Source organism: Phytopseudomonas argentinensis (genome assembly GCF_900113905.1).
In the GTDB taxonomy this organism is placed as follows: Bacteria; Pseudomonadota; Gammaproteobacteria; order Pseudomonadales; family Pseudomonadaceae; genus Aquipseudomonas; species Aquipseudomonas argentinensis.
The window spans coordinates 97154-120892 of sequence record NZ_FORC01000003.1 but is presented as its reverse complement, the minus strand read 5'-3'; the positions used below and the strand labels follow the sequence as shown (position 1 = coordinate 120892).

Sequence of the window (23739 nt, the reverse complement as noted above, 5' to 3'; positions counted from 1 at the left end):
GGCCCGCAGCCTTCGCTCACGCGCATCGCTTCGCCTGTTCGCAGGGGCCGGTTCTTCAGGTGCGCGGGCACTTCATGGGTTGGGGCTCTTGCCGTCTCTCAAGTGCCGCCAGAGCGTCACGAATGGGTCGAAATAGAAGCCCTTGAGGGTCTTGTGCGGGTTGTTCGCGCCGTATTCGTCCTCGTTGCATCCCCAGCGCCAGGTTTCACCTTTCTTGGGTAGGTAGAGGGTGCCGAACATCCAGTCCCAGAGCGTCAAGATCACTGCATTGTTCTTGTCCCAATGATGGGGCTCCATGCTGTGATGAAGGTTGTGCATGACCGGAGCCAGAACGATCCTGTTCAGCCACCCGTAGGAAATCGGCATATGGACGTGGGAGAACACGTCGATGACGAAAAAGGCGATGTAAGCCGTCGTGGTGACGGCAGCCACCATGCCCGGGTGAACCTGGCTGCCGGTCGCGTACAGCACCAACCCGGTAAAGGCCCCGCCCACAACGGCAGGAATGATGTTCAGGCCAAAGAACTCGATCGGGTGCTGTCGGAACAGCGTCCAGGGCGTGAGTGTCTCGGCGGTGTGGTGGGGTTTGTGCAGATGCCACAGATGGGCATTGGTATGGCACCAGCGATGCACCCAGTACCCCACGAAGTCGACGCTCATGAAATACACCAGGAACTGGACGGCGACGAGCAACCAGGTGGAGGTGATAACGGGATCTCGGGCGCCGAACGCTGTATTGAAATAAGCGCCCACATTGTCAGCGATGGCGATGCCGTTGATGGCAATCACGCCAACGAGGGGAAAGCCGAGCAACAACAGGATGATGCCGTTCCACATGTCCACGCGCGATGACGCGTGATCGTATTGCTCCTTGGGAAAGGCGGCGTTGGCCAGCGTGCGTATGGTCAGGGGCCCCTGCCACTTTTGCGAGAGGATGAACATCACCGCGATCACGGTAACGAAAAGGGGAAGTCCCAGAGCCCACAAGCTCACTATTTCCAATGTCGGCTCATAGAAGCCGACAATTGATTCCCAGATGCTGTACATCGTCATGGTTATTACCTCGCCATTTCTTGTCTTGTTCTTGTTTTGAGGCCATGGACAGCCCCGCTTTCTCTTGCGCTCCTCCTTGCAATCCCGTCGGACGGCATGCTCGCCGGGCTGCCTCGATGCTGCTCGGGAGGGCCACCTCGGACAAGTTGGATAACGGTTAATTAACGGTACGTAACGGCTTCTCCGGCGCTGAGCGATCAGCAGAAAAAGCCATTGGAATCAGCGGGATGCTGCGCGGGTGAGGATGGGCCAGGCCATTGGATGGCGCCCGGCGTATCAGTCGCCCGAGGCGGGCGCGGGGCGGTCATTGCAACCGTCATTGGCGTCTTGGCGTTCTGCCCGGCCCACTGCGCCGCTGATAGGCAACCCAGGCGATGCGGTTTCGAAGCCGGTGCTACTGGGAGGCGCCGTGGCTCAACGATCTTCCAGCCTACGGGTAGGCATGGCCCTGCCTGGGCCAATGAAGACATTCGTCCCGTTCGCAAATCAGGTATGAGCTCCCCTGGCAATCCAGGCGGCGGTTCGAAGGAGAGACCAACTGATGTCGACAAGGAGAGACGGCCGTTATCAGCGGATAGGTGGGGTGAAGTGGTCGCGTGGTTTGAGCGGCAAATGATCGACTCTTGCCGCTGTCGCGCAATCTCTGCCGCGCTGCTGCCGGGAATGCGTAAGCGGCACTATCATCCAACTCGCGCCAGGTCGAATATCGCTTCTCTCGATGGGTGATAGCGAAACTTTCCGCTTTCAATCGATCTGTTTGCCGTTAATCTCTGTTGAATCCTGATTAGGAAGCTTGCCATGCAGTGGCGTAATTCTACCTTTCGTTACGGTCTCATCAGCGTTTCCCTGCACTGGCTGGTGGCCATTGCGGTATTCGGGTTGTTCGCCCTCGGCTTCTGGATGGTGGGGCTGAGCTACTACAGCAGCTGGTATCAGACGGCGCCGAACATCCACAAGAGCATCGGCATCCTGCTGTTCATGGTCATGCTGGCGCGTCTGCTGTGGCGCCTGGCCAGCCCGCCACCGCCGGCACTGGCCGAGCACGGTCGGCTGACGCGCGTGGCCAGCAAGCTCGGACACGGCTTCCTGTACCTGGGGCTGTTCGTGCTGATGACCTCCGGCTACCTGATCTCCACCGCCGATGGCCGCGGTATCAGCGTGTTCGGCTGGTTCGAGGTGCCGGCAAGCGTGACCAGCCTTCCCAACCAGGGCGATGTTGCCGGTCTGGTCCATGAATACCTGGCCTGGGCTATCGTGATCTTTGCGGTTCTGCATGGTCTGGCTGCGTTGAAGCACCACTTCATCGATCGTGATCGCACCTTGCTGCGCATTTTCGGCCGCTGATTTTTCAGCTGTTTCGGCATCGCCCTGCAATGCCGTTCATTTCATCTCACAAGGAGTACTTATGTTGAAGAAGACTTTCGCTGCACTGGCGCTGGGTACTGCCCTGCTGAGCGCAGGCCAGGCAATGGCTGCCGACTACGCCATCGACAAAGAAGGCCAGCATGCCTTCGTCAATTTCAAGATCAGCCACCTCGGCTACAGCTGGCTGTACGGTACCTTCAAGGACTTCGACGGCTCCTTCACCTTTGACGAGAAGAACCCGGAAGCCAGCAAGGTCAACGTGACCCTGAAGACCGAGAGCGTCGACACCAACCACGCCGAGCGTGACAAGCACATCCGCAGTGCCGACTTCCTCAACGTCAGCAAGAATCCGACGGCTACCTTCAAGTCCACTTCGGTCAAGTCGACCGGCAAGGACACGGCTGACATCACCGGTGACCTGACCCTCAACGGGGTAACCAAGCCGGTGGTGATCGCCGCCAAGTTCATCGGCCAGGGCGATGACCCATGGGGCGGCTACCGTGCCGGCTTCGAGGGCAGCACCAAGCTGAAGCTGAAAGACTTCAATATCGAGAAGGACCTGGGCCCGGCTTCGCAGGAAGTCGAACTGATCATCTCCGTGGAAGGCGTGCGCAAGTAAGCCTTGCCCCAGAAACAAAAACGCCGGCTTTGAGCCGGCGTTTTTTTGAGCGGTTGAACACCCAGGCCGCAGGCCTGGGTGTTCAATCAGCCATCACTCGCTGTCGCGGTTGCGGGTCAGCAGTGCCGGCTTTTCGCCGCGTGGGCGGCTGCTTGGCAGCTGGTCGAGCTGTTCGGCGGTCGGCAGGCGATCACTGCGCGACGCCTTGTGCATGATGATCGGCTGCTTCTCGGGTGCGTCCCGGCGCGGGCCTTCACGACGTGGCAATTCATCGCGATTCAGCGAGGTGGTGACGTTGTCACGTGCGCCACGGCCACGGTTGTCGCCGCCGCGGTTGCGACCGCCACCTTGACCCTGACGCTTGCTGCCGCCATTGGCAGCCGCGCCACCGCCGCCGGTACGCGGGCCTTTGCCCTGGCCACGGGGAGCCTGACCGGCGCCACCGCCAGCACTCTGCCCGCTGCCCTGGCGACGACCACGGCCTTGCGGCTTGTTCTGCGGCGGGACGTAGTCGACCCGGTTGCCGAAGTTGTCGATATCGTCATCGCGGAATTCGTCCGGCGCACGATCCGGCGGCAGGGCGGGAGCGCCAGCAGCAGGTGCTGGGCGCGCCTGGCTGCGTGGCTGCTGGCCGCGCGCTGGCTTGGCTTTGGCCTGGGGCTGGGTTTTCCCCTTGCCGCCATCCTTGCCTTTGTCACGGCGGCCACCATTCTGGCGTTCGCCGTCAGGCTTGGCACCACGCGGTTGGCGCGGCTTCTGCGGCTCGCGCACTTCCGGGCGCTCGGCTTCGACCTTGCTTGCATCGAAGCCCAGCAGATCACCGTCCGGGATCTTCTGCTTGGTCATCCGCTCGATGCTCTTGAGCAGCTTCTCCTCGTCCGGTGCGACCAGGGAGATCGCTTCGCCGCTACGCCCGGCACGACCGGTACGGCCAATGCGGTGCACGTAGTCTTCCTCGACATTGGGCAGCTCGAAGTTGACCACGTGCGGCAGCTGGTCGATGTCCAGGCCACGGGCGGCAATATCGGTGGCGACCAGGATGCGTACCTTGTTGGCCTTGAAGTCGGCCAGTGCCTTGGTGCGCGCGTTCTGGCTCTTGTTGCCATGGATCGCCACGGCGGTCAGGCCATGCTTGTCCAGGTACTCGGCCAGGCGGTTGGCGCCATGCTTGGTCCGGGTGAACACCAGCACCTGTTCCCAGGCGCCAGCGGTGACCAGGTGAGCGAGCAGGGCACGTTTGTGGCTGGCCTGCAGGCGGAATACGCGCTGCTCGATGCGCTCGACCGTGGTATTGGGCGGCGTGACTTCGATGCGCTCGGGGTCATGCAGCAGCTTGCCGGCCAGGTCGGTGATGTCCTTGGAAAATGTCGCCGAGAACAGTAGGTTCTGGCGCTTGGACGGCAGGCGGGCGAGGACTTTCTTCACGTCATGGATGAAGCCCATGTCAAGCATGCGGTCGGCTTCGTCCAGCACGAGGATTTCCACGTGGGACAGGTCGACGCTGCCTTGGCCGGCCAGGTCGAGCAGGCGGCCCGGGCAGGCCACCAGTACGTCGACGCCCTTGGCCAGGGCCTGCACCTGCGGGTTCATGCCAACGCCGCCAAAGATGCAGGCGCTGACGAATTTCAGATCGCGGGCATACAGCTTGAAGCTGTCATGCACCTGGGCAGCCAGTTCGCGGGTGGGAGTGAGCACCAGCACGCGAGGCTGCTTGGGACCGTGGCGTTGTTCGCGATCCGGGTGACCGTTGGGGAACAGTCGCTCGAGAATCGGCAGGGCAAAGCCGCCCGTCTTACCTGTACCCGTCTGGGCCGCCACCATCAGGTCGCGACCTTGCAACGCGGCGGGGATGGCCCGCTGTTGCACCGGAGTGGGTTGCGTGTAGCCGGCAGCTTCGACCGCGCGGACTAAAGCCTCGGAGAGACCGAGGGAGGCAAAGGACATGTGAAATCCTGTCTAGTGAGGGCGTGGCCCTATAGGTGTCGTGCCTGGCTTGAATCACGCGTGGGGCGCGCAATCCCGACCGGTACTGCTGACCACTGGGGGTTAGCATCCGGGCGCAAGCCTGGCGGGAAGGCCCGAGTGTAACAGGATTGGCGGCGATGGGCACAACTTGCCGCTGATCGGCACCCGGCTGGCGGCCGACGCCCGCCAGCTCAAGCCGCTCGCAGCGGTTGACGCAGGCGGTCAATCGCCCTGAGCTTCGGCGTCCTCGCGTTTGGCGGCCTTGTGCTGATCCTCGCTGCTGCCCAGTTTCCAGTAGCTGGAGATGTACAGATCCTGGCGCTCGACCTGGCGATCCTGCTTGAGGTGCTGACGTAGCGCGCGCATGCCGCTGAACTCGCAGGCGGCCCAGACGCTCGGGCGACCTGGCAGCCACTGGAGCTGGCGTACATGATCGACCAGCAGTTGGCTTTCCTCGCCGGGATGCGGGTTGACCAGCCAGTGCAGTTCGATGCCGGCAGGATGGCTCAGCGCCTGGATATCCTCGGCGTCGATCACCTCGATGACGGCGTGGCCACGGGCATCGGCCGGCAGCTGTTCGAGGTTCACGCTGATCGCCGGCAGGGCGGTCATGTCGCCGATCACCAGAAACCAGTCGGCGCTGTTGTCGACCAGCTTCTTCGGCCCCGGCCCACCGACCAGGATGCTGTCGCCGGGCCTGGCGGCCTTGGCCCACTGGGAGGCGGGACCGGCATCGTCGTGCAGCACGAAGTCGACGTCGAACTGGTCGGCGCGCTGCCGGCGCACGGTGTAGGTGCGCACCAGATCCCTGTCGCCGTCTGGCGCGGGGAACATCAGCTTGATGTAGGCGCTTTCCTGGTCGTCGGGAAAACTGTCGATCTGCGCACCGCCGAAGGTGACGCGCAGCATGTGCGGGGTGATGAAGGTCGAGGCGATGACCTGCAGGGTACGGGGAGCGGGACGTGCCATCGTGGACTCCTGGGCGACGATTGAGATCGCCATGGGCGGCAGGGAACGCAGGTTCCCCGCTGCCCAGCGGCTTAGCTGACCACCCGGTAGCACGGTACGTAGGCCGTGCCGCCCGGCAGTTTCATGCGGTGCTGTTCGACGAAGGCCTGCAGCAGGCGATCGAGCGGCTGCATGATGGTCTTGTCGCCGCGCAGCTCGTAGGGGCCGTGCTCCTCGATCAACTGGATGCCATGGGCCTTGACGTTACCGGCGACGATCCCGGAGAAGGCGCGGCGCAGGTTGGCAGCCAGCTCGTGAACTGGTTGTTCGCGGGTCAGGTTGAGGCTCGCCATGGCTTCATGGGTCGGCTCGAACGGGTGCTGGAAGCTTTCGTCGATCTTCAGCAGCCAGTTGAAGTGGAAGGCGTCATGGCGTTCGCGGCGGAACTGCTTCACGGCCTTGATGCCGGCTGCCATATGGCGCGCCACTTCGGCCGGGTCATTGGGGATCAGCACGTAGCGGTTCTGCGCTTCACGGCCCAGGGTTGCACCGATGAAGTCATGCAGCTGGCGCAGGTACGGCTCGGCGCTCTTCGGCCCGGTGAGTACCAGTGGGAAGGGCAGCTCGGCGTTGTCCGGGTGCATGAGGATGCCGAGCAGGTAGAGGAATTCCTCCGCCGTACCGGCGCCGCCCGGAAAGATGATGATGCCGTGGCCGACGCGCACGAAGGCTTCCAGGCGCTTCTCGATGTCCGGCAGGATCACCAGCTCGTTGACGATCGGGTTCGGCGCCTCGGCGGCGATGATCCCCGGTTCGGTCAACCCCAGGTAGCGGGCACCGAGGATGCGCTGCTTGGCGTGGGAGATGGTGGCACCCTTCATCGGCCCCTTCATCACCCCCGGGCCGCAGCCGGTGCACACGTCCAGGGCACGCAGGCCCAGTTCATGGCCGACTTTCTTGGTGTACTTGTATTCTTCGGTGCTGATCGAGTGGCCACCCCAGCACACCACCATCTTCGGCTCGGCGCCGGCGCGCAGGGTGCGGGCGTTGCGCAGCAGGTGGAAGACATAGTCGGTGAGGCCGCTGGAGCTCTCCACGTCGACCCGCTTGTTCTCCAGCTCGCTCTGGGTGTAGACGATGTCGCGCAGGGCGCTGAACAGCATCTCGCGGGTGCTGGCGATCATCTCGCCATCAACGAAGGCGTCGGCCGGGGCGTTGATCAGCTCCAGGCGGATGCCGCGATCCTGCTGGTGAATCTTCACTTCGAAGTCCGGGTAGGCCTCGAGGATGGTCTTGGCGTTGTCGCTGTGCGAGCCGGTGTTGAGAATCGCCAGGGCGCACTGGCGAAACAGCGCATAGACGCTGCCCGAGCCGGTCTCGCGCAGTTGCTGGACTTCACGCTGGGAGAGGGTTTCCAGGCTGCCTTTCGGCGACACCGAGGCGTTGATTTTCTGGCGAGTGAGCATGCAGGCATCCCGTGGTAACGCGACAACTCGAGCCGATCCTGGCTGATCGCGCATTGATGAATTCGTCCCGGCGGTCATGCGCCCTGATGGAGCATCCGGGGGGCTGTACTGTCGACCAGCACGGTGGCTCGGGTCAACGGGTACACCGATAACAGGTTGTTCCGGCTGGTTGGCGCAGCGGATTTTCGTCGCCTGTTAGGAGGGGAAAGGGCCGCGAAAGTTCTGCCTTTCGCGGCCCTGCAGCCTGGCCAGCCGTGGGGCGTGCAGCCATCCAGTGCACGGCCGGCTGGGCGCTGCCAATCAGCCCTGCAGGTTCTTCCACACCGCCAGGCTGGGGGCGGCCTGGTTGAGGGTATAGAAATGCAGGCCCGGTGCGCCGCCAGCGATCAGCTGTTCGCACAGGCCGGTGATCATCTCTTCGCCGAAACGCTGGATGCTCTGGGTGTCGTCGCCATAGGCTTCCAACTGCTTGCGCACCCAGCGCGGCAACTCGGCACCACAGGCATCGGAGAAGCGTGCCAGCTTGCTGTAGTTGGTGATCGGCATGATGCCCGGGATCACCGGGATGTCGACGCCCAGCTTGCGCACGCGCTCGACGAAATAGAAGTAACAGTCGGCGTTGAAGAAGTACTGGGTGATCGCACTGTTGGCGCCGGCCTTGGCCTTGCGCACGAAGTTGGCGATATCGTCCTCGAAGTTGCGGGCCTGCGGATGCATCTCCGGGTAGGCCGCCACTTCGATATGGAAGTGATCACCGGTTTCGGCGCGAATCAGCTCGACCAGATCATTGGCGTGACGCAGCTCACCGCTGGACATGCCCATGCCTGACGGCAGGTCGCCGCGCAGGGCGACGATACGGTTGATGCCCTTGCTCTTGTACAGGTTGAGCAGTTCGATCAACTCGGCCTTGCTGTCGCCCACGCACGACAGGTGCGGTGCGGTCGGCACCTTCACTTCGCCATCGAGCTGCAGCACGGTATTGAGGGTCCGGTCGCGGGTAGAACCACCAGCGCCGTAGGTGCAGGAGAAGAAGTCCGGGTTGTAGGCGGCCAGCTCTCGCGCGGTATTGAGCAGTTTCTCGTGTCCGGCATCGGTCTTCGTCGGGAAGAACTCGAAGCTGACATTGGGGTGTTTCTGGGACATGGAGATTCCTTCGGGCTACGCGGCGCAGACCTCTGCCTGCGCCGCGTACCGCCTATCAGTAGCGGTAGCTGTCCGGCTTGAACGGACCTTCGACGGTCACGCCGATGTAGTCGGCCTGCTGCTTGGTCAGCTGGGTGACGACGCCACCGAAGCCCTTGACCATTTCCAGGGCGACTTCTTCGTCCAGCTTTTTGGGCAGCACTTCGACGGTCAGGCGCTCGGCTTTCTTCTCGGCGGAGAGGTCAGCGAACTTCTGTTCAAACAGGAAGATCTGCGCCAGCACCTGGTTGGCGAACGAGCCGTCCATGATGCGGCTCGGGTGGCCGGTGGCATTGCCCAGGTTCACCAGGCGGCCTTCGGCCAGCAGGATCAGGTAGTCGTCGTTGGCGGCGTCGAAACTGCCGGCGCCGGTGCGGTGGATCTTGTGCACCTGCGGCTTGACCTCTTCCCATGCCCAGTTCTTGCGCATGAAGGCGGTGTCGATTTCGTTGTCGAAGTGACCGATGTTGCAGACCACGGCGCGCTTCTTCAGGGCCTTGAGCATGCCGGCGTCACACACGTTGGCGTTGCCGGTGGTGGTGACGATCAGGTCGATCTTGGCCAGCAGCGCCTTGTCGATGCAGGCGTCGGTGCCATCATTGCGGCCGTCGATGTACGGCGATACCAGCTCGTAGCCATCCATGCAGGCCTGCATGGCGCAGATCGGGTCGATCTCGGAAACCTTGACGATCATGCCTTCCTGACGCAGCGAAGCGGCCGAGCCCTTGCCCACGTCGCCGTAGCCGATGACCAGCGCCTGCTTGCCCGACAGCAGGTGGTCGGTGCCGCGCTTGATAGCGTCGTTGAGGCTGTGACGGCAGCCATACTTGTTGTCGTTCTTGCTCTTGGTGACCGCGTCGTTGACGTTGATCGCCGGGACCTTCAGGGTGCCGGCCTTGAGCATGTCGAGCAGGCGGTGCACGCCGGTGGTGGTTTCTTCGGTGACGCCGTGGATGCGCTCGAGCATCTGCGGGTATTTCTTGTGCAGGATCTCGGTCAGGTCACCGCCGTCGTCGAGCACCATGTTGGCGTCCCATGGCTGGCCGTCCTTGAGGATGGTCTGCTCGATGCACCACTCGTACTCCTGCTCGGTCTCGCCCTTCCAGGCGAATACCGGGATGCCGGCAGCGGCGATGGCGGCAGCGGCCTGATCCTGGGTGGAGAAGATGTTGCAAGACGACCAGCGCACTTCGGCGCCCAGGGCGGTCAGCGTCTCGATCAGCACGCCGGTCTGGATGGTCATGTGGATGCAGCCGAGGATCCTGGCGCCTTTCAGCGGCTGGCTGGCGGCGTACTTGCGGCGCAGGCCCATCAGTGCCGGCATCTCGGATTCGGCGATGATCAGCTCGCGGCGGCCCCAGTCGGCCAGGGAAATGTCAGCGACCTTGTAGTCGTTAAAAGCGCTCATGCAAAAGCTCTCCAATCGTTGATCTGTGATCAGATGGTGAAAACCGCTGCGCAGGCCTGCAGGCCGTGGCTGTCACGTTTTCACGCAGTCCGATTGGGCGCCGTTGATGCGTTTTGGGTAACGCCCCATCCGAGCCTGACAGCCTGGAAGTCTGATTCGAATCTGCCGCGAAGCATTGCTGGATGCGGGGCTTGGGATTCGAAACAGATCTTTCAGGTTGCTGCAGCGCCCCTCGGACAGGTGGCGGGAACGCCCGGATGCCACCGAAGCGTTTTATAGCCCGGCGATTATAGCCGCGCCGAAGCGCGAGCCCAAGGCTTTCCATCGCCTCGGCGTGCGGTCAGCGGGGGTTGCCGACAGGCGCGGGAGAACAATGGCCGGGCCGCCTGCACGGCAAAGCTGAACCCCCATCCCATAGGCAGTGTCGATAACCATTATCGATAACGCGGCCATGATCCGCTCGCCGATGTTTGCCATCATGGCCGCCGACCTGAACGACAAAGGAGTGCGCATGAACTTCCACACACGCAAATGGGTGAAGCCCGAAGACCTCAACCCCAATGGCACCCTGTTCGGCGGCAGCCTGCTGAAGTGGATCGACGAGGAGGCAGCGATCTACGCGATCATCCAGCTGGGTAGCCAGCGCGTGGTGACCAAGCTGATTTCCGAGATCAACTTCGTCGCCTCGGCGCGGCAGAGCGACATCATCGAGCTCGGTATCACCGCTACCGACTTCGGCCGCACCTCGATCACCTTGCGCTGTGAAGTGCGCAACAAGATCACCCGCAAGAGCATCCTGACCATCGACAGGATGGTTTTCGTCAACCTCGGCGAGGATGGCCAGCCGGCGCCCCACGGCAAGACCGAGATCACCTACATCAAGGACCAGTTCAAGGACTGAGGCCCGCTGCTGTAGTGGTCGTGGTCTCGCAAGGCGCGCCAGGCTGTCTATCTTGCCTGGAAGCCGGCGACGCCTGCTTCACCCAGCCGCTCGGCGAGCGCCACCATCTCCTCGTGCTGGAAAAATGCCTGCAGCTGCGCCGCGCGGGTCGGGCCGATACCGGGTATTGCCTGCCAGTCTCTGCGGCTACGCTGGTGCAACTGCATCCAGCTCTGTGCCGCCAGGCTGTCCGGGTTCATGGGCACGCCCAATGCCCGCAGCCAATCGTGAAACGGTCGCTGCCGGGCTTCGGCGAAGCGCTCGCTGATCGCCGTGGCGCCTTGCGGGCCAATGCCCGGTACCGCCAACAGTTGCGCTTCATCAAGATCCAGCCAGTCGAGCAGACCATCGATATGCTGCGCCGCGAGCAGTTTCTGCCAGGTGCCAGCGCCGATTCCCGACAGATTCAGTGCCTGCTTGCCGCTGAGCCAGGTGAGGCGGGCGTGGAACTGGCTGGCGCACGCAGGCGAGACGCGTAGGCAGCTCAGGGCGTGGTAGTCATCCTCACCGGGAATCTCCAGCGCAGCGCGCACGGCGCTTCGCAGTACCACGCTTTCCAGCTTGGGAATGGTCTGCCCGGCCAGGCGGATGGCGATCTGGTCGCCGGGGCGAATGTCCAGTTGCCGCCAGCGTTGCAGTAAGCCCGCGCTGACCACCCGGATGGTGCGGTCATCGAGCTTTACCGGCTGCAGGCGCAGCAACGGGGTGATGCGCCCGGTACGACCAATGCTGAATTCGACCGCCTCGACCAGCGCGAGCGCTTCACTGGCCGGATACTTCCAGGCTATTGCCCAATGCGGCGGCTCGGCACGCCAGCGGTCACCGCTCGGCCGCTGACCCTGGCGCAGCACCACGCCATCGGTGGCGAAGGGTATCGGGCTGCGCAGCCAGTGCTCGCGCCAGCGCGCGGCATCTGCCGGGCTGTCGACCTGCCGGCTGTAGGTGCGGCTGTCTTCGAAGCCCAGTGCGGCCAGGCGTTCCAGTCGCTCATGCATGGCGCCAGGGCCGTTGGGCCAGTCCCAGACGAACAGGCCGATGCTGGCGGCCTGATCCTGTTGCAGCGCCTGGCGGGCCATCAGTCCTGCCACCGTGCTGCGCGCCGCGGCGCTGCCTTGGGTTGCCTGCACGTGGCCGGGGCGGCGCAGGTAGAGCTCGCCTTGCAGGATGACTGTGCCACGCTCGTGCAGTTGCTTGGGAATGGCACTGATCTGCGCGGCCTGAGGCATCCAGTCCTGGCCGCTCGTGCCGTCGCCACGGCTGACCACCCGCCGAAGATGGCCGCTCACGTAGAGTAGGCTGACCGCTACACCGTCCACCTTCGGCTGAATCCACAGGTCGTCACGGTTGGCCATCCACTGAGTGACAGCGCGCTCGTCGGCCAATTTGCCTAGCCCGGTCTGGGCCACGGGATGCTGGACGGGGCCTTGTGCCCCGCGCAAGGGGTTGGCTTCGGACGGCCGGGCGTGGCAACGCTGCCAGCGCTCCAGGCGGGCACGGGCCTGATCGTAGAGTTCGTCGCTGACCAGTGAGCGGCCCTGGCGATGATAGGCGTCATCCCAGCGCGCGACCTGTTCGGCCAGCTCCGTGAGTTGACGGCTACCGGCTGGCGTCTGCGCAGGGCAGTCATCGGCGAGGGCTAGGGCAGGCAGTAACAAGAAAACGCAGGCGGCGATCCAGGCTTTCATGGGCGGAGCATCCATGCTCGGGTATCGAGTTTCCAGGCTAGCTGGTGTTGGCAAAAGTGGGGGCTGGCCGACATTTTCAGATGGTGGCGGTTTGTTACCATAGATGTCTGGTGCTACAGTCCGCGCCCCGTACACCAAATGGACTTGCCCGGCGGCGGGATCTACAGCCGGGCCTCATCTCTGGAGGTCTAGAGTCTCATGCGTATTTCTATCCTGTTGTGCTCCGCTGCCCTGGTTGCCGCCAGTTCTTTCGCCCATGCGGCTGGAGACAATCAGCTCAAGTGTCAGCAAAAGATGTCGGCCAACGCCGAGAAAATTGCCCAGGTCAAACAGCTGGCCGGCCTGCTCGGCAACAAACAGGCCGAGGATGCCATTGCGCAGGTCGAGGGCGGCTGTGATCAACTCGGCGCCAACGCTGCCTCTTCCAGCGAGACCGTTGCGCAAACTCAGGGCGATAGCAAAGCCGAGAACATTGCCGCTGCAGCCGAGACCCTGAAAGGTCTGGGTTCGCTGTTCGGCAAGTAATTGTGCGGCCCGCTTTGCGGGTATGAAAAAGCCTCCGTGAGCTCGACGCCCACGGAGGCTTTTTTGCATCTGTCACCAAGGCAGCCCTGAAGAGCTACCCCGTGATGACTTGTCCTGGCTTACAGGCCGGCAGCGGCGCGCAGGTCGGCGACCTTGTCGGTCTTTTCCCAGGTGAAGCTGGTGAAGCTGTCGTCGCCAACGGTCAACTGCTGTGGCTCGCGGCCGAAATGGCCATAGGCGGCGGTCGGCTGGTACATCGGGTGCAGCAGGTCAAGCATCTTGGTGATGGCGTACGGGCGCAGGTCGAACACCTCGCGCACCAGCTTGATGATGGTCTCTTCGGCCACCTTGTTGGTGCCGAAGGTGTTGATCGAGATGGAGGTCGGCTGGGCCACGCCGATGGCGTAGGACACCTGGATCTCGCAGCGCTCGGCCAGGCCGGCGGCGACGATGTTCTTGGCCACGTAGCGGCCGGCGTAGGCGGCCGAGCGGTCAACCTTGGACGGGTCCTTGCCGGAGAAGGCGCCGCCGCCGTGGCGGGCCATGCCGCCGTAGCTGTCGACGATGATCTTGCGGCCGGTCAGGCCGCAGTCGCCCACCGGGCCGCCGATCACGAAGTTGCCGGTCGGGTTGATGTGGAACTGGGTGTCCTTGTGCAGCAATTCGGCCGGCAGGCTGTGCTTGATCACCAGCTCCATCACCGCTTCGCGCAGGTCGTTCAGGGACACATCCGGGTTGTGCTGGGTGGACAGCACCACGGCGTCGATACCGACCACCTTGCCGTCTTCGTAGCGGCAGGTGACCTGGGATTTTGCATCCGGGCGCAGCCACGGCAGCAGGCCGGACTTGCGGGCCTCGGCCTGGCGCTCGACCAGGGCGTGGGAGAAACGGATCGGCGCCGGCATCAGCACGTCGGTCTCGTTGCTGGCGTAGCCGAACATCAGGCCCTGGTCGCCAGCGCCCTGGTCTTCCGGCTTGGCACGGTCGACACCCTGGTTGATGTCCGGGGACTGCTTGCCAATGATGTTCATCACGCCGCAGGTGGCACCGTCGAAGCCGACGTCGGAGCTGGTGTAGCCGATGTTGCAGATCACGTCGCGGACGATCTGCTCAAGGTCGACCCAGGCGCTGGTGGTCACTTCACCGGCGATGATCGCCACGCCGGTCTTGACCAGGGTTTCCACTGCCACCCGGGCATGCTTGTCCTGGGTGATGATGGCGTCGAGCACGGCATCGGAAATCTGGTCGGCGATCTTGTCCGGGTGCCCTTCGGACACGGACTCGGAGGTAAACAGGGAGTATTCGCTCATCTATCGATTGTCCTGGCGAGTGGGGGCCTCTCGGCCGCGTGCGTGAGTGGAAGGGTGCGCTGGAAATGCCGCACCTGAATTTGAAAACCATTGCGCAGGCCGACATACAGGCTTTCACCCGGGGTCAGGCCGGCGGCAATTGCCCAATGGGCGAGATCGTCCTGTTCGAAGCCTAGCCAGAGATCGCCGCAGGTGTCGCGAGCCCAACTCTGGTCATGGCTGCACAGTTCAGTGATCAGCAGGCTGCCGCCCGGGTTCACCTGATCGGCCAGCTTGCGCAGGGCCTGGGCTGGCGCGGCGAAGTGATGCAGCACCATGTTCAGCACCACGCAGTCGGCGCTGGGATAGCTGTCGAGCAGCGCGTCGGCCAGCTGCAGCTGGACGTTGCCAAGGCCTTCCTGCTGGCAGCGCAGGCGTGCCAGCTCGAGCATCGCCTCACTGTTGTCGAGGGCCATGACCTGGGCGAAGCGACGCGCCAGTTCCGGCAGGAAGCCGCCGTCACCAGGGCCGATCTCCAGTGCGCTGGTCTGTGCTGGCAAATCCAGCGAGTCGAGCAGGGCGAGCACGCTGTCGCGGTACTGCGGAAGGCCGGCGATCAGGTCCTGCTGGGCCTGAAAGCGTTCGGCGCTACGGGCGAAGAAGTCGCGGCTGGCAGCGGCGCGCTGCTGGTGTACCTGGGCGATACGCTGGCGCACCTCGGCAGGCAGCAGCAGGCTGTCGACTTCCTGCAGCAGCGCGGCATGCAGGGTGCCGCCCACGCTTTCGGCCTGGGCCAGGGCGCGGCGATAGAAGATCGCGTTGCCTTCCCGGCGTGTCGCCACCAGGCCGGCCTGGGCCAGTACCTTGAGGTGATGGCTCATGCCCGACTGGCCGATGGCGAAGATCTGCGCCAGTTCCAGCACGCCGAACGAGTCGTTGCTCAGGGCGCGCAGAACGTTCAGGCGCAGCCCATCGCCCGCGGCCTTGCACAGGGCGGACAGCAGATCGGTGGGCTCGAAGTCGAGCGAAGGCGCGCGCTGGGTCATGGGCCGCAGTCTAGTCGGTCATTTTTCAGCCAGCAACCGCAATATCAAAAAGTTTTGATATTGCGGTTGCTGTGTTCGCGGCGGCTTTTTGCTTGGCGCAGGCGCCGCTATGGATAAAAAGCGCTGCAATATTGTCGCGGACAGACCATCTGTCATTGCCCCGGCGGCGCTCGCTGGGCGAAAATGGCCGCCTTTTTCGACCCCTGCTGCCTCCAAGGCAGCCACCCGCAGGAGATTAGCGATGCCCAGCCGTCGTGAGCGTGCCAATGCCATTCGTGCCCTGAGCATGGATGCCGTGCAAAAAGCCAACAGCGGCCACCCCGGTGCCCCCATGGGGATGGCGGATATCGCCGAAGTGCTGTGGCGTGACTACCTCAAGCACAACCCGGCCAACCCGAAATTCGCCGACCGTGACCGCTTCGTACTGTCCAACGGCCATGGCTCGATGCTGATCTATTCGCTGCTGCACCTGACCGGCTACGACCTGTCCATCGACGACCTGAAGAACTTCCGTCAGCTGCACAGCAAGACCCCGGGCCACCCGGAGTATGGCTATGCGCCTGGCGTCGAGACCACTACCGGCCCGCTCGGCCAGGGCATCGCCAACGCCGTGGGCTTCGCCCTCGCCGAAAAAATCATGGCGGCGCAGTTCAACCGCGACGGCCACGACATCGTCGATCACTACACCTACGCCTTCCTGGGCGACGGTTGCATGATGGAAGGCATCAGCCATGAAGTCTGCTCCCTGGCCGGCACCCTGGGCCTGGGCAAGCTGATCGCCTTCTACGATGACAACGGTATTTCCATCGACGGTGAAGTGCACGGCTGGTTCACCGACGACACCCCGGCGCGCTTCGAAGCCTACGGCTGGCAGGTGATCCGCAATGTCGACGGCCACGATGCCGAAGAAATCAAGATGGCCATCGACACCGCGCGCAAGTCCAGCGACCGTCCGACGCTGATCTGCTGCAAGACCATCATCGGTTTCGGTTCGCCGAACAAGCAGGGCAAGGAAGAGTCCCACGGCGCGGCCCTGGGCCATGACGAAATCGCCCTAACCCGCGCCGCGCTCAATTGGAACCACGCACCATTCGAAGTCCCGGCCGACATCTATGCCGAATGGGATGCCAAGGAAGCCGGCCTGGCTGCCGAAGCCGAATGGGATCAACGCTTTGCCGCCTATTCCGCCGCCTACCCGGAGCTGGCCAACGAATTCATCCGCCGCATGGCCGGCGAGTTGCCTGCCGACTTTTCCGCCAAGGCCAGCGAGTTCATCCGCGCCGTCGCCGAGAAGGGTGAAACCATCGCCAGCCGCAAGGCCAGCCAGAACTGCCTGAATGCCTTCGGCCCGCTGTTGCCGGAACTGCTCGGCGGCTCGGCTGACCTGGCCGGTTCCAACCTGACCCTGTGGAAGGGCTGCAAGCCGGTGGTCGCCGAGGATGCCTCGGGCAACTACATGTACTACGGCGTGCGCGAGTTCGGCATGAGCGCGATCATGAACGGCGTCGCCCTGCACGGCGGCCTGATTCCCTACGGCGCGACCTTCCTGATGTTCATGGAGTACGCCCGCAACGCGGTGCGCATGTCGGCGCTGATGAAGCTGCGCGTGCTCTACGTGTTCACCCACGACTCCATCGGTCTTGGTGAAGACGGCCCGACCCACCAGCCGGTCGAGCAACTGACCAGCCTGCGCACCACGCCGAACCTGGACACCTGGCGCCCGGCGGATACCGTCGAAGCCGCGGTGGCCTGGAAGCACTCGGTCGAGCGCAAGGACGGCCCGAGCGCACTGATCTTCTCGCGCCAGAACCTGCCGCATAACCTGCGCGACCACGAAACCGAAGCGGCCATCAGCCGTGGCGGCTACGTGCTGAAAGACTGCGCCGGCGAGCCGGAACTGATCCTCATCGCCACCGGCTCGGAGGTCGGCCTGGCCATCCAGGCGGCCGACAAGCTGAGCGAGCAGGGCCGCAAGGTTCGCGTGGTGTCGATGCCGTCCACCAACGTGTTCGACCAGCAGGATGCTGGCTACAAACAGTCCGTACTGCCGCTGCAGGTCACCGCGCGGATCGCCATCGAAGCTGCCCACGCGGACTTCTGGTACAAGTACGTTGGCCTCGAAGGCCGGGTGATCGGCATGGAAACCTACGGTGAATCGGCGCCTGCCGGCCAGCTGTTCGAGCACTTCGGCTTTACCGTCGAGAACATCGTCGGTACTGCCGAAGAGCTGCTCGACGCCTGAGCGGCAACGACGCCGTAGGATGGCACTGGGCGCGTAGCCAACGCGCCCAGTGCCTCGCTAGGCCAACCGGTGGCTCGCTCCCGCGTTCCACCTTACGGTTCATCCGAGATAGCCGATGTCCCATCGCCCTTACCGCGTTGCCCTGAACGGCTATGGCCGCATCGGCCGCTGCGTGCTGCGCGCGCTGCACGAGCGGGCAGGCGCGGCACGGCTGGAAATCGTCGCACTCAATGACCTGGCCGACCAGGCCAGCATCGAATACCTGACCCGTTTCGACTCCACCCATGGGCGTTTCCCCGGCGAGGTGAAGGTCGCGGGTGATCATCTGCATATCAATGGCAAGCCGCTCAAGGTGCTGCGCCAGCGCGAGCCCGAGGGTATCGACTGGCGTGCGCTGGGTATCGACCTGCTGCTCGAATGTTCCGGGCAATACACCACGCGTGAGCAGGCCGAGCGGTTCCTGCAGGCGGGTGCACCGCGGGTATTGTTGTCGCAGCCAATGGCCAGCGATGGCGATGTCGACGCCACGGTGGTGTACGGCGTCAATCAGCAATGCCTGACCGGCAGCGAGCGCTTGGTTTCCAACGCCTCGTGCACCACCAATTGCGGCGTGCCGCTGCTCAAGCTGCTCAACGAGGCGGTGGGGCTGGAATACATTTCCATCACCACCATCCACTCGGCGATGAACGACCAGCCGGTGATCGATGCCTATCACGACGAGGATCTGCGTCGTACCCGCTCGGCCTTCCAGTCGGTGATCCCGGTTTCCACCGGCCTGGCCCGGGGCATCGAGCGGTTGCTGCCGGAACTTGCCGGGCGAATTCAGGCCAAAGCCATTCGGGTGCCGACGGTCAACGTGTCCTGCCTGGATATCACCTTGCAGACCGCCCGCGACACCAGTGCCGAAGAGATCAACCGGATCCTGCGCAAGGCTGCCGAACTGGGGCCGCTGCAGGGCCTGCTGGCGTACACCGAGTTGCCCCACGCCAGCTGCGACTTCAACCATGATCCCCATTCGGCCATCGTCGACGGCAGTCAGACGCGGGTTTCCGGGCCTCGCCTGGTCAACCTGCTGGCCTGGTTCGACAACGAATGGGGTTTCGCCAATCGTATGCTCGACATGGCCGTGCATTATCTCGATGCCGCCGCTCACTTATCACCAGCCCCTGTTAAGGACTGATTCAATGACCCTGAACATCGCGAAAATGGCCGACCTTGATCTGCAAGGTAAGCGCGTGCTGATCCGTGAAGACCTCAACGTGCCGGTCAAGGACGGCGTTGTGAAGAGTGATGCGCGCATTCTCGCCGCGCTGCCGACCATCAAGCTGGCCCTGGAAAAAGGCGCGGCGGTGATGGTCTGTTCGCACCTCGGTCGCCCGACCGAAGGCGAATTCAGTGAAGAGAACAGCCTGGCACCGGTGGCGGCCTACCTGAGCAAAGCCCTGGGCCGTGACGTGCCGCTGGTCAAGGACTACCTGGGCGGTGTCGAGCTGAGCGCTGGCGAACTGGTGCTGTTCGAGAACGTACGCTTCAACAAGGGTGAGAAGAAGAACGCCGACGAGCTGGCCCAGCAATACGCCGCCCTGTGCGACGTGTTCGTGATGGACGCCTTTGGCACCGCCCACCGCGCCGAGGGCTCGACCCACGGTGTGGCCAAGTTCGCCAAGGTTGCCGCGGCCGGCCCGCTGCTGGCTGCCGAACTGGACGCCCTGGGCAAGGCCCTGGGCGCTCCGGCCAAGCCGATGGCGGCGATCGTCGCCGGCTCCAAGGTGTCGACCAAGCTGGACGTGCTCAACAGCCTGAGCAGCATCTGCGATCAGCTGATCGTTGGCGGCGGTATCGCCAACACCTTCCTGGCCGCTGCCGGTTACCCGGTCGGCAAGTCGCTGTACGAGGCTGATCTGGTCGACACCGCCAAGGCCATCGCCGCCAAAGTCAGCGTGCCGCTGCCGGTCGATGTGGTGGTCGCCAAGGAGTTTTCCGAGTCCGCTGCCGCGACCGTCAAGGCGGTCGCCGATGTAGCCGACGACGACATGATTCTCGACATCGGCCCGCAGACCGCCAAGCAGTTCGCCGAACTGTTGAAAGCGTCGAAGACCATCCTGTGGAACGGTCCGGTCGGGGTGTTCGAATTCGATCAGTTCGGCGAAGGTACCAAGGCCCTGGCCCTGGCGATCGCTGAAAGCCCGGCGTTCTCCATTGCCGGTGGTGGCGACACCCTGGCGGCCATCGACAAGTACGATGTCGCCGCGCGCATCTCCTACATCTCCACCGGTGGCGGTGCCTTCCTCGAGTTCGTCGAAGGCAAGGTGCTGCCGGCGGTAGAAATCCTCCAGAAGCGCGCAGCCGAGTAAACGAGGGACGCTTGGGTCGGTACGCGGCGCCAAAGCGGCAGTTGCGTACAGACCCTAAACCTTGGCAGGCGGCGGTGGTCTTTACCTTGTATGGAAATCAGCCAGCAAGGAGTGACCGATGCGTAACCTGACCATGGTATTGAGCCTGTGTGTCGTCCTGGGCGGTTGTGCCTGGGGTGGATCGCCGCGCGATGAAGCCTGCAACGTGTTGAGCCCGGCGGAAATCGACCTGCCGACCACCCGTGAGGATCAGCGCATCGAGGGGCATAGTACCGGTGACTCGACGCCGCCCGTGGGCGAGCAGAACTGCTAGAAGGAGAGTGCGATGAACCGTTATAAATGCGCAGCCGTGTTGCTCGGCCTGGCCATGCTTGCCGGCTGTGCCGGCAAGGACTACGCCGATAGCCAGCAGTGGAATCGCTGGGTCTGTGACAGCCAGGCCGAAGTGTTCTGGCGCTACGCCGACCCGGGGCACGAACAGGTCGATGTGCGCATGGGCGGCAGCGATGTTGTCCATCGCCTGAGCCTGGAGCCCTCAGGCTCCGGCGAGCTGTACAGCGACGGTACGCTGTCTTTCCACGCCAAGGGTGAGGAAGGCCTGGTCTACCGCACTGCCAATGACGATTTGCTCGGGCGCGGTTGCAAGGCGCCCTGAATGACTGGCGAGCAGGCACGCCCGCTCGCAGACTTGAATAGCGCCTGCCACTGCGGCAGGCTTGCACGATTAACGAGCCCTATCGGGAGATAGCAAAACATGGCACTTATCAGCATGCGCCAGATGCTCGACCACGCCGCCGAATTCGGCTACGGCGTGCCGGCCTTCAACGTCAACAACCTCGAGCAGATGCGCGCCATCATGGAAGCCGCCGACAAGACCGATTCGCCGGTCATCGTCCAGGCCTCCGCCGGTGCCCGCAAATACGCCGGTGCGCCGTTCCTGCGCCACTTGATCCTCGCTGCGATCGAAGAATTCCCGCATATCCCGGTGTGCATGCACCAGGACCACGGCACCAGCCCGGATGTCTGCCAGCGCTCCATCCAGCTGGGTTTCAGCTCGGTGATGATGGACGGCTCGCTGAAGGAAGACGGCAAGACCCCGGCCGACTACGAGTACAACGTGCGTGTTACCCAGCAGACCGTGGCCTTCGCCCACGCCTGCGGCGTTTCGGTCGAGGGTGAGCTGGGCTGCCTGGGTAGCCTGGAAACCGGCATGGCCGGTGAAGAAGACGGCGTTGGCGCCGAAGGCGTGCTCGATCACAGCCAACTGCTGACCGACCCGGAAGAAGCCGCTGACTTCGTCAAGAAGACCCAGGTCGACGCCCTGGCCATCGCCATCGGCACCAGCCACGGCGCCTACAAGTTCACCAAGCCACCGACCGGCGACGTGCTGTCGATCGAGCGCATCAAGGCGATCCACAAGCGCATCCCCAACACCCACCTGGTGATGCACGGCTCCAGCTCGGTGCCGCAGGATTGGCTGGCGATCATCAACGAGTACGGTGGCGACATCAAGGAAACCTACGGCGTGCCGGTCGAAGAGATCGTTGAAGGCATCAAGCACGGCGTGCGCAAGGTCAACATCGACACCGATCTGCGTCTGGCCTCCACCGGTGCGATCCGTCGTTTCATGGCGCAGAACCCGGCCGAGTTCGACCCACGCAAATACTTCGCCAAGACCGTGGAAGCCATGCGTGACGTCTGCATCGCCCGCTACGAAGCCTTCGGCACCGCCGGCAACGCTTCCAAGATCAAGCCGATCTCCCTGGAAGGCATGTTCCAGCGTTACGCCAAGGGTGAGCTGACCGCGAAGGTCAACTGATAACCGCGTTCAAGCACCGCCTGAAAGCCGCTTGCCTGTCATGGGCAAGCGGCTTTTTCGTCTCCGCCGCCTGCAGCTCTCCCTGTCGCGTGCGCGCGGCCAGGGGACGCATGGCTTTTCATATCTAGGAAAAACCATGTAAAACTTCCTCTCCCGCCATCCCATGGGCGCTGCGCCATACTGCCGCCACGCGTTTCAGGATGTCGGCCCCCATGCCCCCAAACACTCGCCTCTGGCTGCCATTCGGTTTGGCCGTGTTCGTCGCCACCCTGTTCGGCAGCATCGTCCAGACCCAATTCAACCTTGCCGCGCTGCAACAGCTCGGTGCCAGTATCTCCCCGGCGGTACGCCTGCAGACCACGGCGCACGATCTGCTCGGTTTCAGCCCTACCCTTGCCGCGCTGGTGATCGCCGCATTCATCGTTGCCTTGCCACTGACTGCCTGGGCGGCGCCTGCCGGGGGCGTGCTGCGTTGGCTGGCATTCATACTTGCTGGAGCCTTGGCGGTATGGCTGGCGTTGCTCGCAGCCAATGCCGTGGCGCCCATGCCGACGCTGATCGGCGCCAATCGCTCGCTGTCCGGCACCCTGGCGCTGATGCTCTGTGGCAGCCTGGGTGGGCTGGTATTCGCACGTTTCAGCGGCGCTGCGCGCCGATGATCCTCTCTGCAATCAAAGGAGTGTCGTTGAAAGCTGTATTGCTGGCACTGGGGTTGAGCGCCGGTGCGCTGGCCCACGCCGATTACCGTATCGAAACCGTCACCGAGGGCCTGGAGCATCCCTGGGCCATGGCGTTCTTGCCCGACGGCCGCATGCTGGTCACCGAGCGCACCGGGCAGCTGCGCCTGATCGATGCCCAGGGCAGGTTGCAGGCCAAGCCGATCGGCGGCTTGCCAACGCCCTTCGTGGCCACACAGGCGGGCCTCATGGAGGTGGCGCTGGACCCGCATTTCGCCAGCGATCCGTGGATCTACCTGAGTTATGCCCATGGCCAGCTCGACGCCAACAACACCCGGCTGGCCCGCGCCCGCCTGGTCGATGGCGAGCTTCGCGATTTCCAGGTGCTGTTCACCGCCCAGCCCGCCAAGGCGGGTGCTTCCCACTACGGCGGACGAATCGCCTTTTTGCCCGACGACACCCTGGTGCTGACTCTGGGGGACGGTTTCGATTGGCGCGAGCAGGCGCAGAATCCAGCCAATCACCTGGGCAAGACGGTGCGCCTGAATCGCGATGGCAGCATCCCGCCGGACAACCCGCTGCGGGGCCAGCCGGGGGCCGCCGAGGAGATCTACAGCCTGGGGCACCGCAACGTGCAGGGCATCGTCTACGACAGCCGACGCAAGCGCCTGTACAGCCACGAGCATGGGCCCAAGGGCGGCGACGAGCTGAATCTGCTGCAGCCCGGCGGCAACTACGGCTGGCCCCTTACCTCCTTTGGCGTCGATTACACCGGCGCGATGGTCACGCCCTTTACCGAACTGCCCGGCTACCTTGCGCCGGAGCTGCACTGGACGCCTTCGGTGGCGCCGTCCGGCTTGGCGCTCTATACCGGTGAACGTTTCCCGCACTGGAAGGGTGACCTGTTCGTCTCCACCCTGGCGGAAAAGAGCGTGCGTCGGGTGCGACTCGACAACGGGCGGCTGGCGGGCGAGGACATTCTCTTCCAGGAACTCGAAGAACGCATACGTGGCGTGTACGACGGCCCGGATGGTGCGCTGTATCTGTTGACCGACAGCGAAGACGGCAAGCTGCTGCGGGTCGTGCCGCTCTAGGGTCTGTTTCTGTTTCACGCACGTCCGCGCCGGATTCTCTTTTACCGCGAGGCAAGGCACGA

General features: G+C 63.7%; 21 protein-coding genes and 1 riboswitch. Of the genes, 12 read left to right on the top strand and 9 right to left on the bottom strand.

The genetic code is table 11. The annotated features are described in order from the left end of the window. Positions 1-72 precede the first annotated feature (72 nt). The gene (locus BM154_RS15070; RefSeq protein ID WP_074885685.1) at positions 73-1053 is read right to left on the bottom strand and encodes a sterol desaturase family protein; all 981 of its coding nucleotides are present in this window, start codon (positions 1051-1053) and stop codon (positions 73-75) included. A gap of 798 nt (positions 1054-1851) precedes the next feature. On the opposite strand from BM154_RS15070, the gene BM154_RS15065 reads away from it, so the two are divergent. Beyond that, the gene (locus BM154_RS15065; RefSeq protein WP_074885682.1) at positions 1852-2397 is read left to right on the top strand and encodes a cytochrome b; all 546 of its coding nucleotides are present in this window, start codon (positions 1852-1854) and stop codon (positions 2395-2397) included. 61 nt (positions 2398-2458) lie between these two features. Then, positions 2459-3037, top strand: coding sequence for a YceI family protein (locus BM154_RS15060; protein WP_074885679.1), 579 nt, complete (start codon positions 2459-2461; stop codon positions 3035-3037). Positions 3038-3130: 93 nt separating this feature from the next. Here the strand turns inward: BM154_RS15060 and rhlE2 are convergent, their stop codons facing one another. From rhlE2 to ahcY, 5 genes are all read right to left on the bottom strand, one after another. Beyond that, positions 3131-4981: an RNA helicase RhlE2 gene (rhlE2, locus tag BM154_RS15055; protein WP_074885677.1), complete on the bottom strand. Its 1851-nt coding sequence runs from the start codon at positions 4979-4981 to the stop codon at positions 3131-3133. Positions 4982-5224: 243 nt separating this feature from the next. Continuing rightward, entirely contained in the window at positions 5225-5971 is a 747-nt protein-coding gene (locus BM154_RS15050) for a siderophore-interacting protein (protein ID WP_074885674.1), read from the bottom strand. A 71-nt stretch (positions 5972-6042) separates the two neighbouring features. Continuing rightward, a complete protein-coding gene (gene ppnN / locus BM154_RS15045; RefSeq protein WP_074885671.1) occupies positions 6043-7416 on the bottom strand; it encodes a nucleotide 5'-monophosphate nucleosidase PpnN in 1374 nt (457 codons plus the stop codon). 300 nt (positions 7417-7716) lie between these two features. Then, positions 7717-8559 (bottom strand): methylenetetrahydrofolate reductase [NAD(P)H], encoded by an 843-nt coding sequence (metF, locus tag BM154_RS15040; RefSeq protein WP_074885668.1) that lies wholly within the window; start codon positions 8557-8559, stop codon positions 7717-7719. A gap of 55 nt (positions 8560-8614) precedes the next feature. Further along, entirely contained in the window at positions 8615-10006 is a 1392-nt protein-coding gene (gene ahcY / locus BM154_RS15035; protein ID WP_074885665.1) for an adenosylhomocysteinase, read from the bottom strand. Between the two features lie 88 nt (positions 10007-10094). Continuing rightward, positions 10095-10246: riboswitch (S-adenosyl-L-homocysteine riboswitch) on the bottom strand. Positions 10247-10517: 271 nt separating this feature from the next. On the opposite strand from ahcY, the gene BM154_RS15030 reads away from it, so the two are divergent. Continuing rightward, complete coding sequence (locus BM154_RS15030; protein ID WP_074887098.1) at positions 10518-10907, top strand: acyl-CoA thioesterase; 390 nt, start codon at positions 10518-10520, stop codon at positions 10905-10907. A 47-nt stretch (positions 10908-10954) separates the two neighbouring features. Here BM154_RS15030 and ligB read toward each other — a convergent pair whose 3' ends face one another. After that, positions 10955-12631: an NAD-dependent DNA ligase LigB gene (gene ligB, locus BM154_RS15025; RefSeq protein WP_074885662.1), complete on the bottom strand. Its 1677-nt coding sequence runs from the start codon at positions 12629-12631 to the stop codon at positions 10955-10957. 198 nt (positions 12632-12829) lie between these two features. Between ligB and BM154_RS15020 the strand changes: the two genes are divergently transcribed. After that, positions 12830-13156, top strand: coding sequence for a hypothetical protein (locus tag BM154_RS15020; RefSeq protein WP_074885660.1), 327 nt, complete (start codon positions 12830-12832; stop codon positions 13154-13156). A gap of 119 nt (positions 13157-13275) precedes the next feature. Here BM154_RS15020 and metK read toward each other — a convergent pair whose 3' ends face one another. Together metK and BM154_RS15010 are read right to left on the bottom strand one after the other, a co-directional pair. Continuing rightward, positions 13276-14466 (bottom strand): methionine adenosyltransferase, encoded by a 1191-nt coding sequence (metK, locus tag BM154_RS15015; RefSeq protein WP_074885657.1) that lies wholly within the window; start codon positions 14464-14466, stop codon positions 13276-13278. Beyond that, positions 14463-15491, bottom strand: a complete 1029-nt coding sequence (locus BM154_RS15010; protein ID WP_074885654.1) for an ArsR/SmtB family transcription factor — start codon at positions 15489-15491, stop codon at positions 14463-14465. Before BM154_RS15010 ends, metK begins: the two co-directional genes overlap by 4 nt. A gap of 241 nt (positions 15492-15732) precedes the next feature. Between BM154_RS15010 and tkt the strand changes: the two genes are divergently transcribed. From tkt to BM154_RS14970, 8 genes are all read left to right on the top strand, one after another. After that, entirely contained in the window at positions 15733-17733 is a 2001-nt protein-coding gene (tkt, locus tag BM154_RS15005; RefSeq protein ID WP_074885651.1) for a transketolase, read from the top strand. A gap of 115 nt (positions 17734-17848) precedes the next feature. Further along, the gene (gene epd, locus BM154_RS15000; RefSeq protein ID WP_074885647.1) at positions 17849-18913 is read left to right on the top strand and encodes an erythrose-4-phosphate dehydrogenase; all 1065 of its coding nucleotides are present in this window, start codon (positions 17849-17851) and stop codon (positions 18911-18913) included. A 4-nt stretch (positions 18914-18917) separates the two neighbouring features. After that, positions 18918-20087 carry a phosphoglycerate kinase gene (locus tag BM154_RS14995; protein ID WP_425272837.1) on the top strand — a complete coding sequence of 390 codons (1170 nt, stop codon included), beginning with the start codon at positions 18918-18920 and terminating at the stop codon, positions 20085-20087. A 118-nt stretch (positions 20088-20205) separates the two neighbouring features. Next, positions 20206-20400, top strand: coding sequence for a hypothetical protein (locus BM154_RS14990; RefSeq protein WP_074885645.1), 195 nt, complete (start codon positions 20206-20208; stop codon positions 20398-20400). A 12-nt stretch (positions 20401-20412) separates the two neighbouring features. Further along, positions 20413-20742 (top strand): MliC family protein, encoded by a 330-nt coding sequence (locus tag BM154_RS14985; protein ID WP_074885643.1) that lies wholly within the window; start codon positions 20413-20415, stop codon positions 20740-20742. Positions 20743-20841: 99 nt separating this feature from the next. Continuing rightward, positions 20842-21906 (top strand): class II fructose-bisphosphate aldolase, encoded by a 1065-nt coding sequence (gene fba / locus BM154_RS14980; RefSeq protein ID WP_074885640.1) that lies wholly within the window; start codon positions 20842-20844, stop codon positions 21904-21906. Positions 21907-22118: 212 nt separating this feature from the next. After that, complete coding sequence (locus tag BM154_RS14975; RefSeq protein WP_074885637.1) at positions 22119-22565, top strand: hypothetical protein; 447 nt, start codon at positions 22119-22121, stop codon at positions 22563-22565. Continuing rightward, positions 22562-23677 carry a PQQ-dependent sugar dehydrogenase gene (locus tag BM154_RS14970; protein WP_074885634.1) on the top strand — a complete coding sequence of 372 codons (1116 nt, stop codon included), beginning with the start codon at positions 22562-22564 and terminating at the stop codon, positions 23675-23677. The genes BM154_RS14975 and BM154_RS14970 overlap by 4 nt, the downstream gene beginning before the upstream one ends. Positions 23678-23739: the final 62 nt, after the last annotated feature.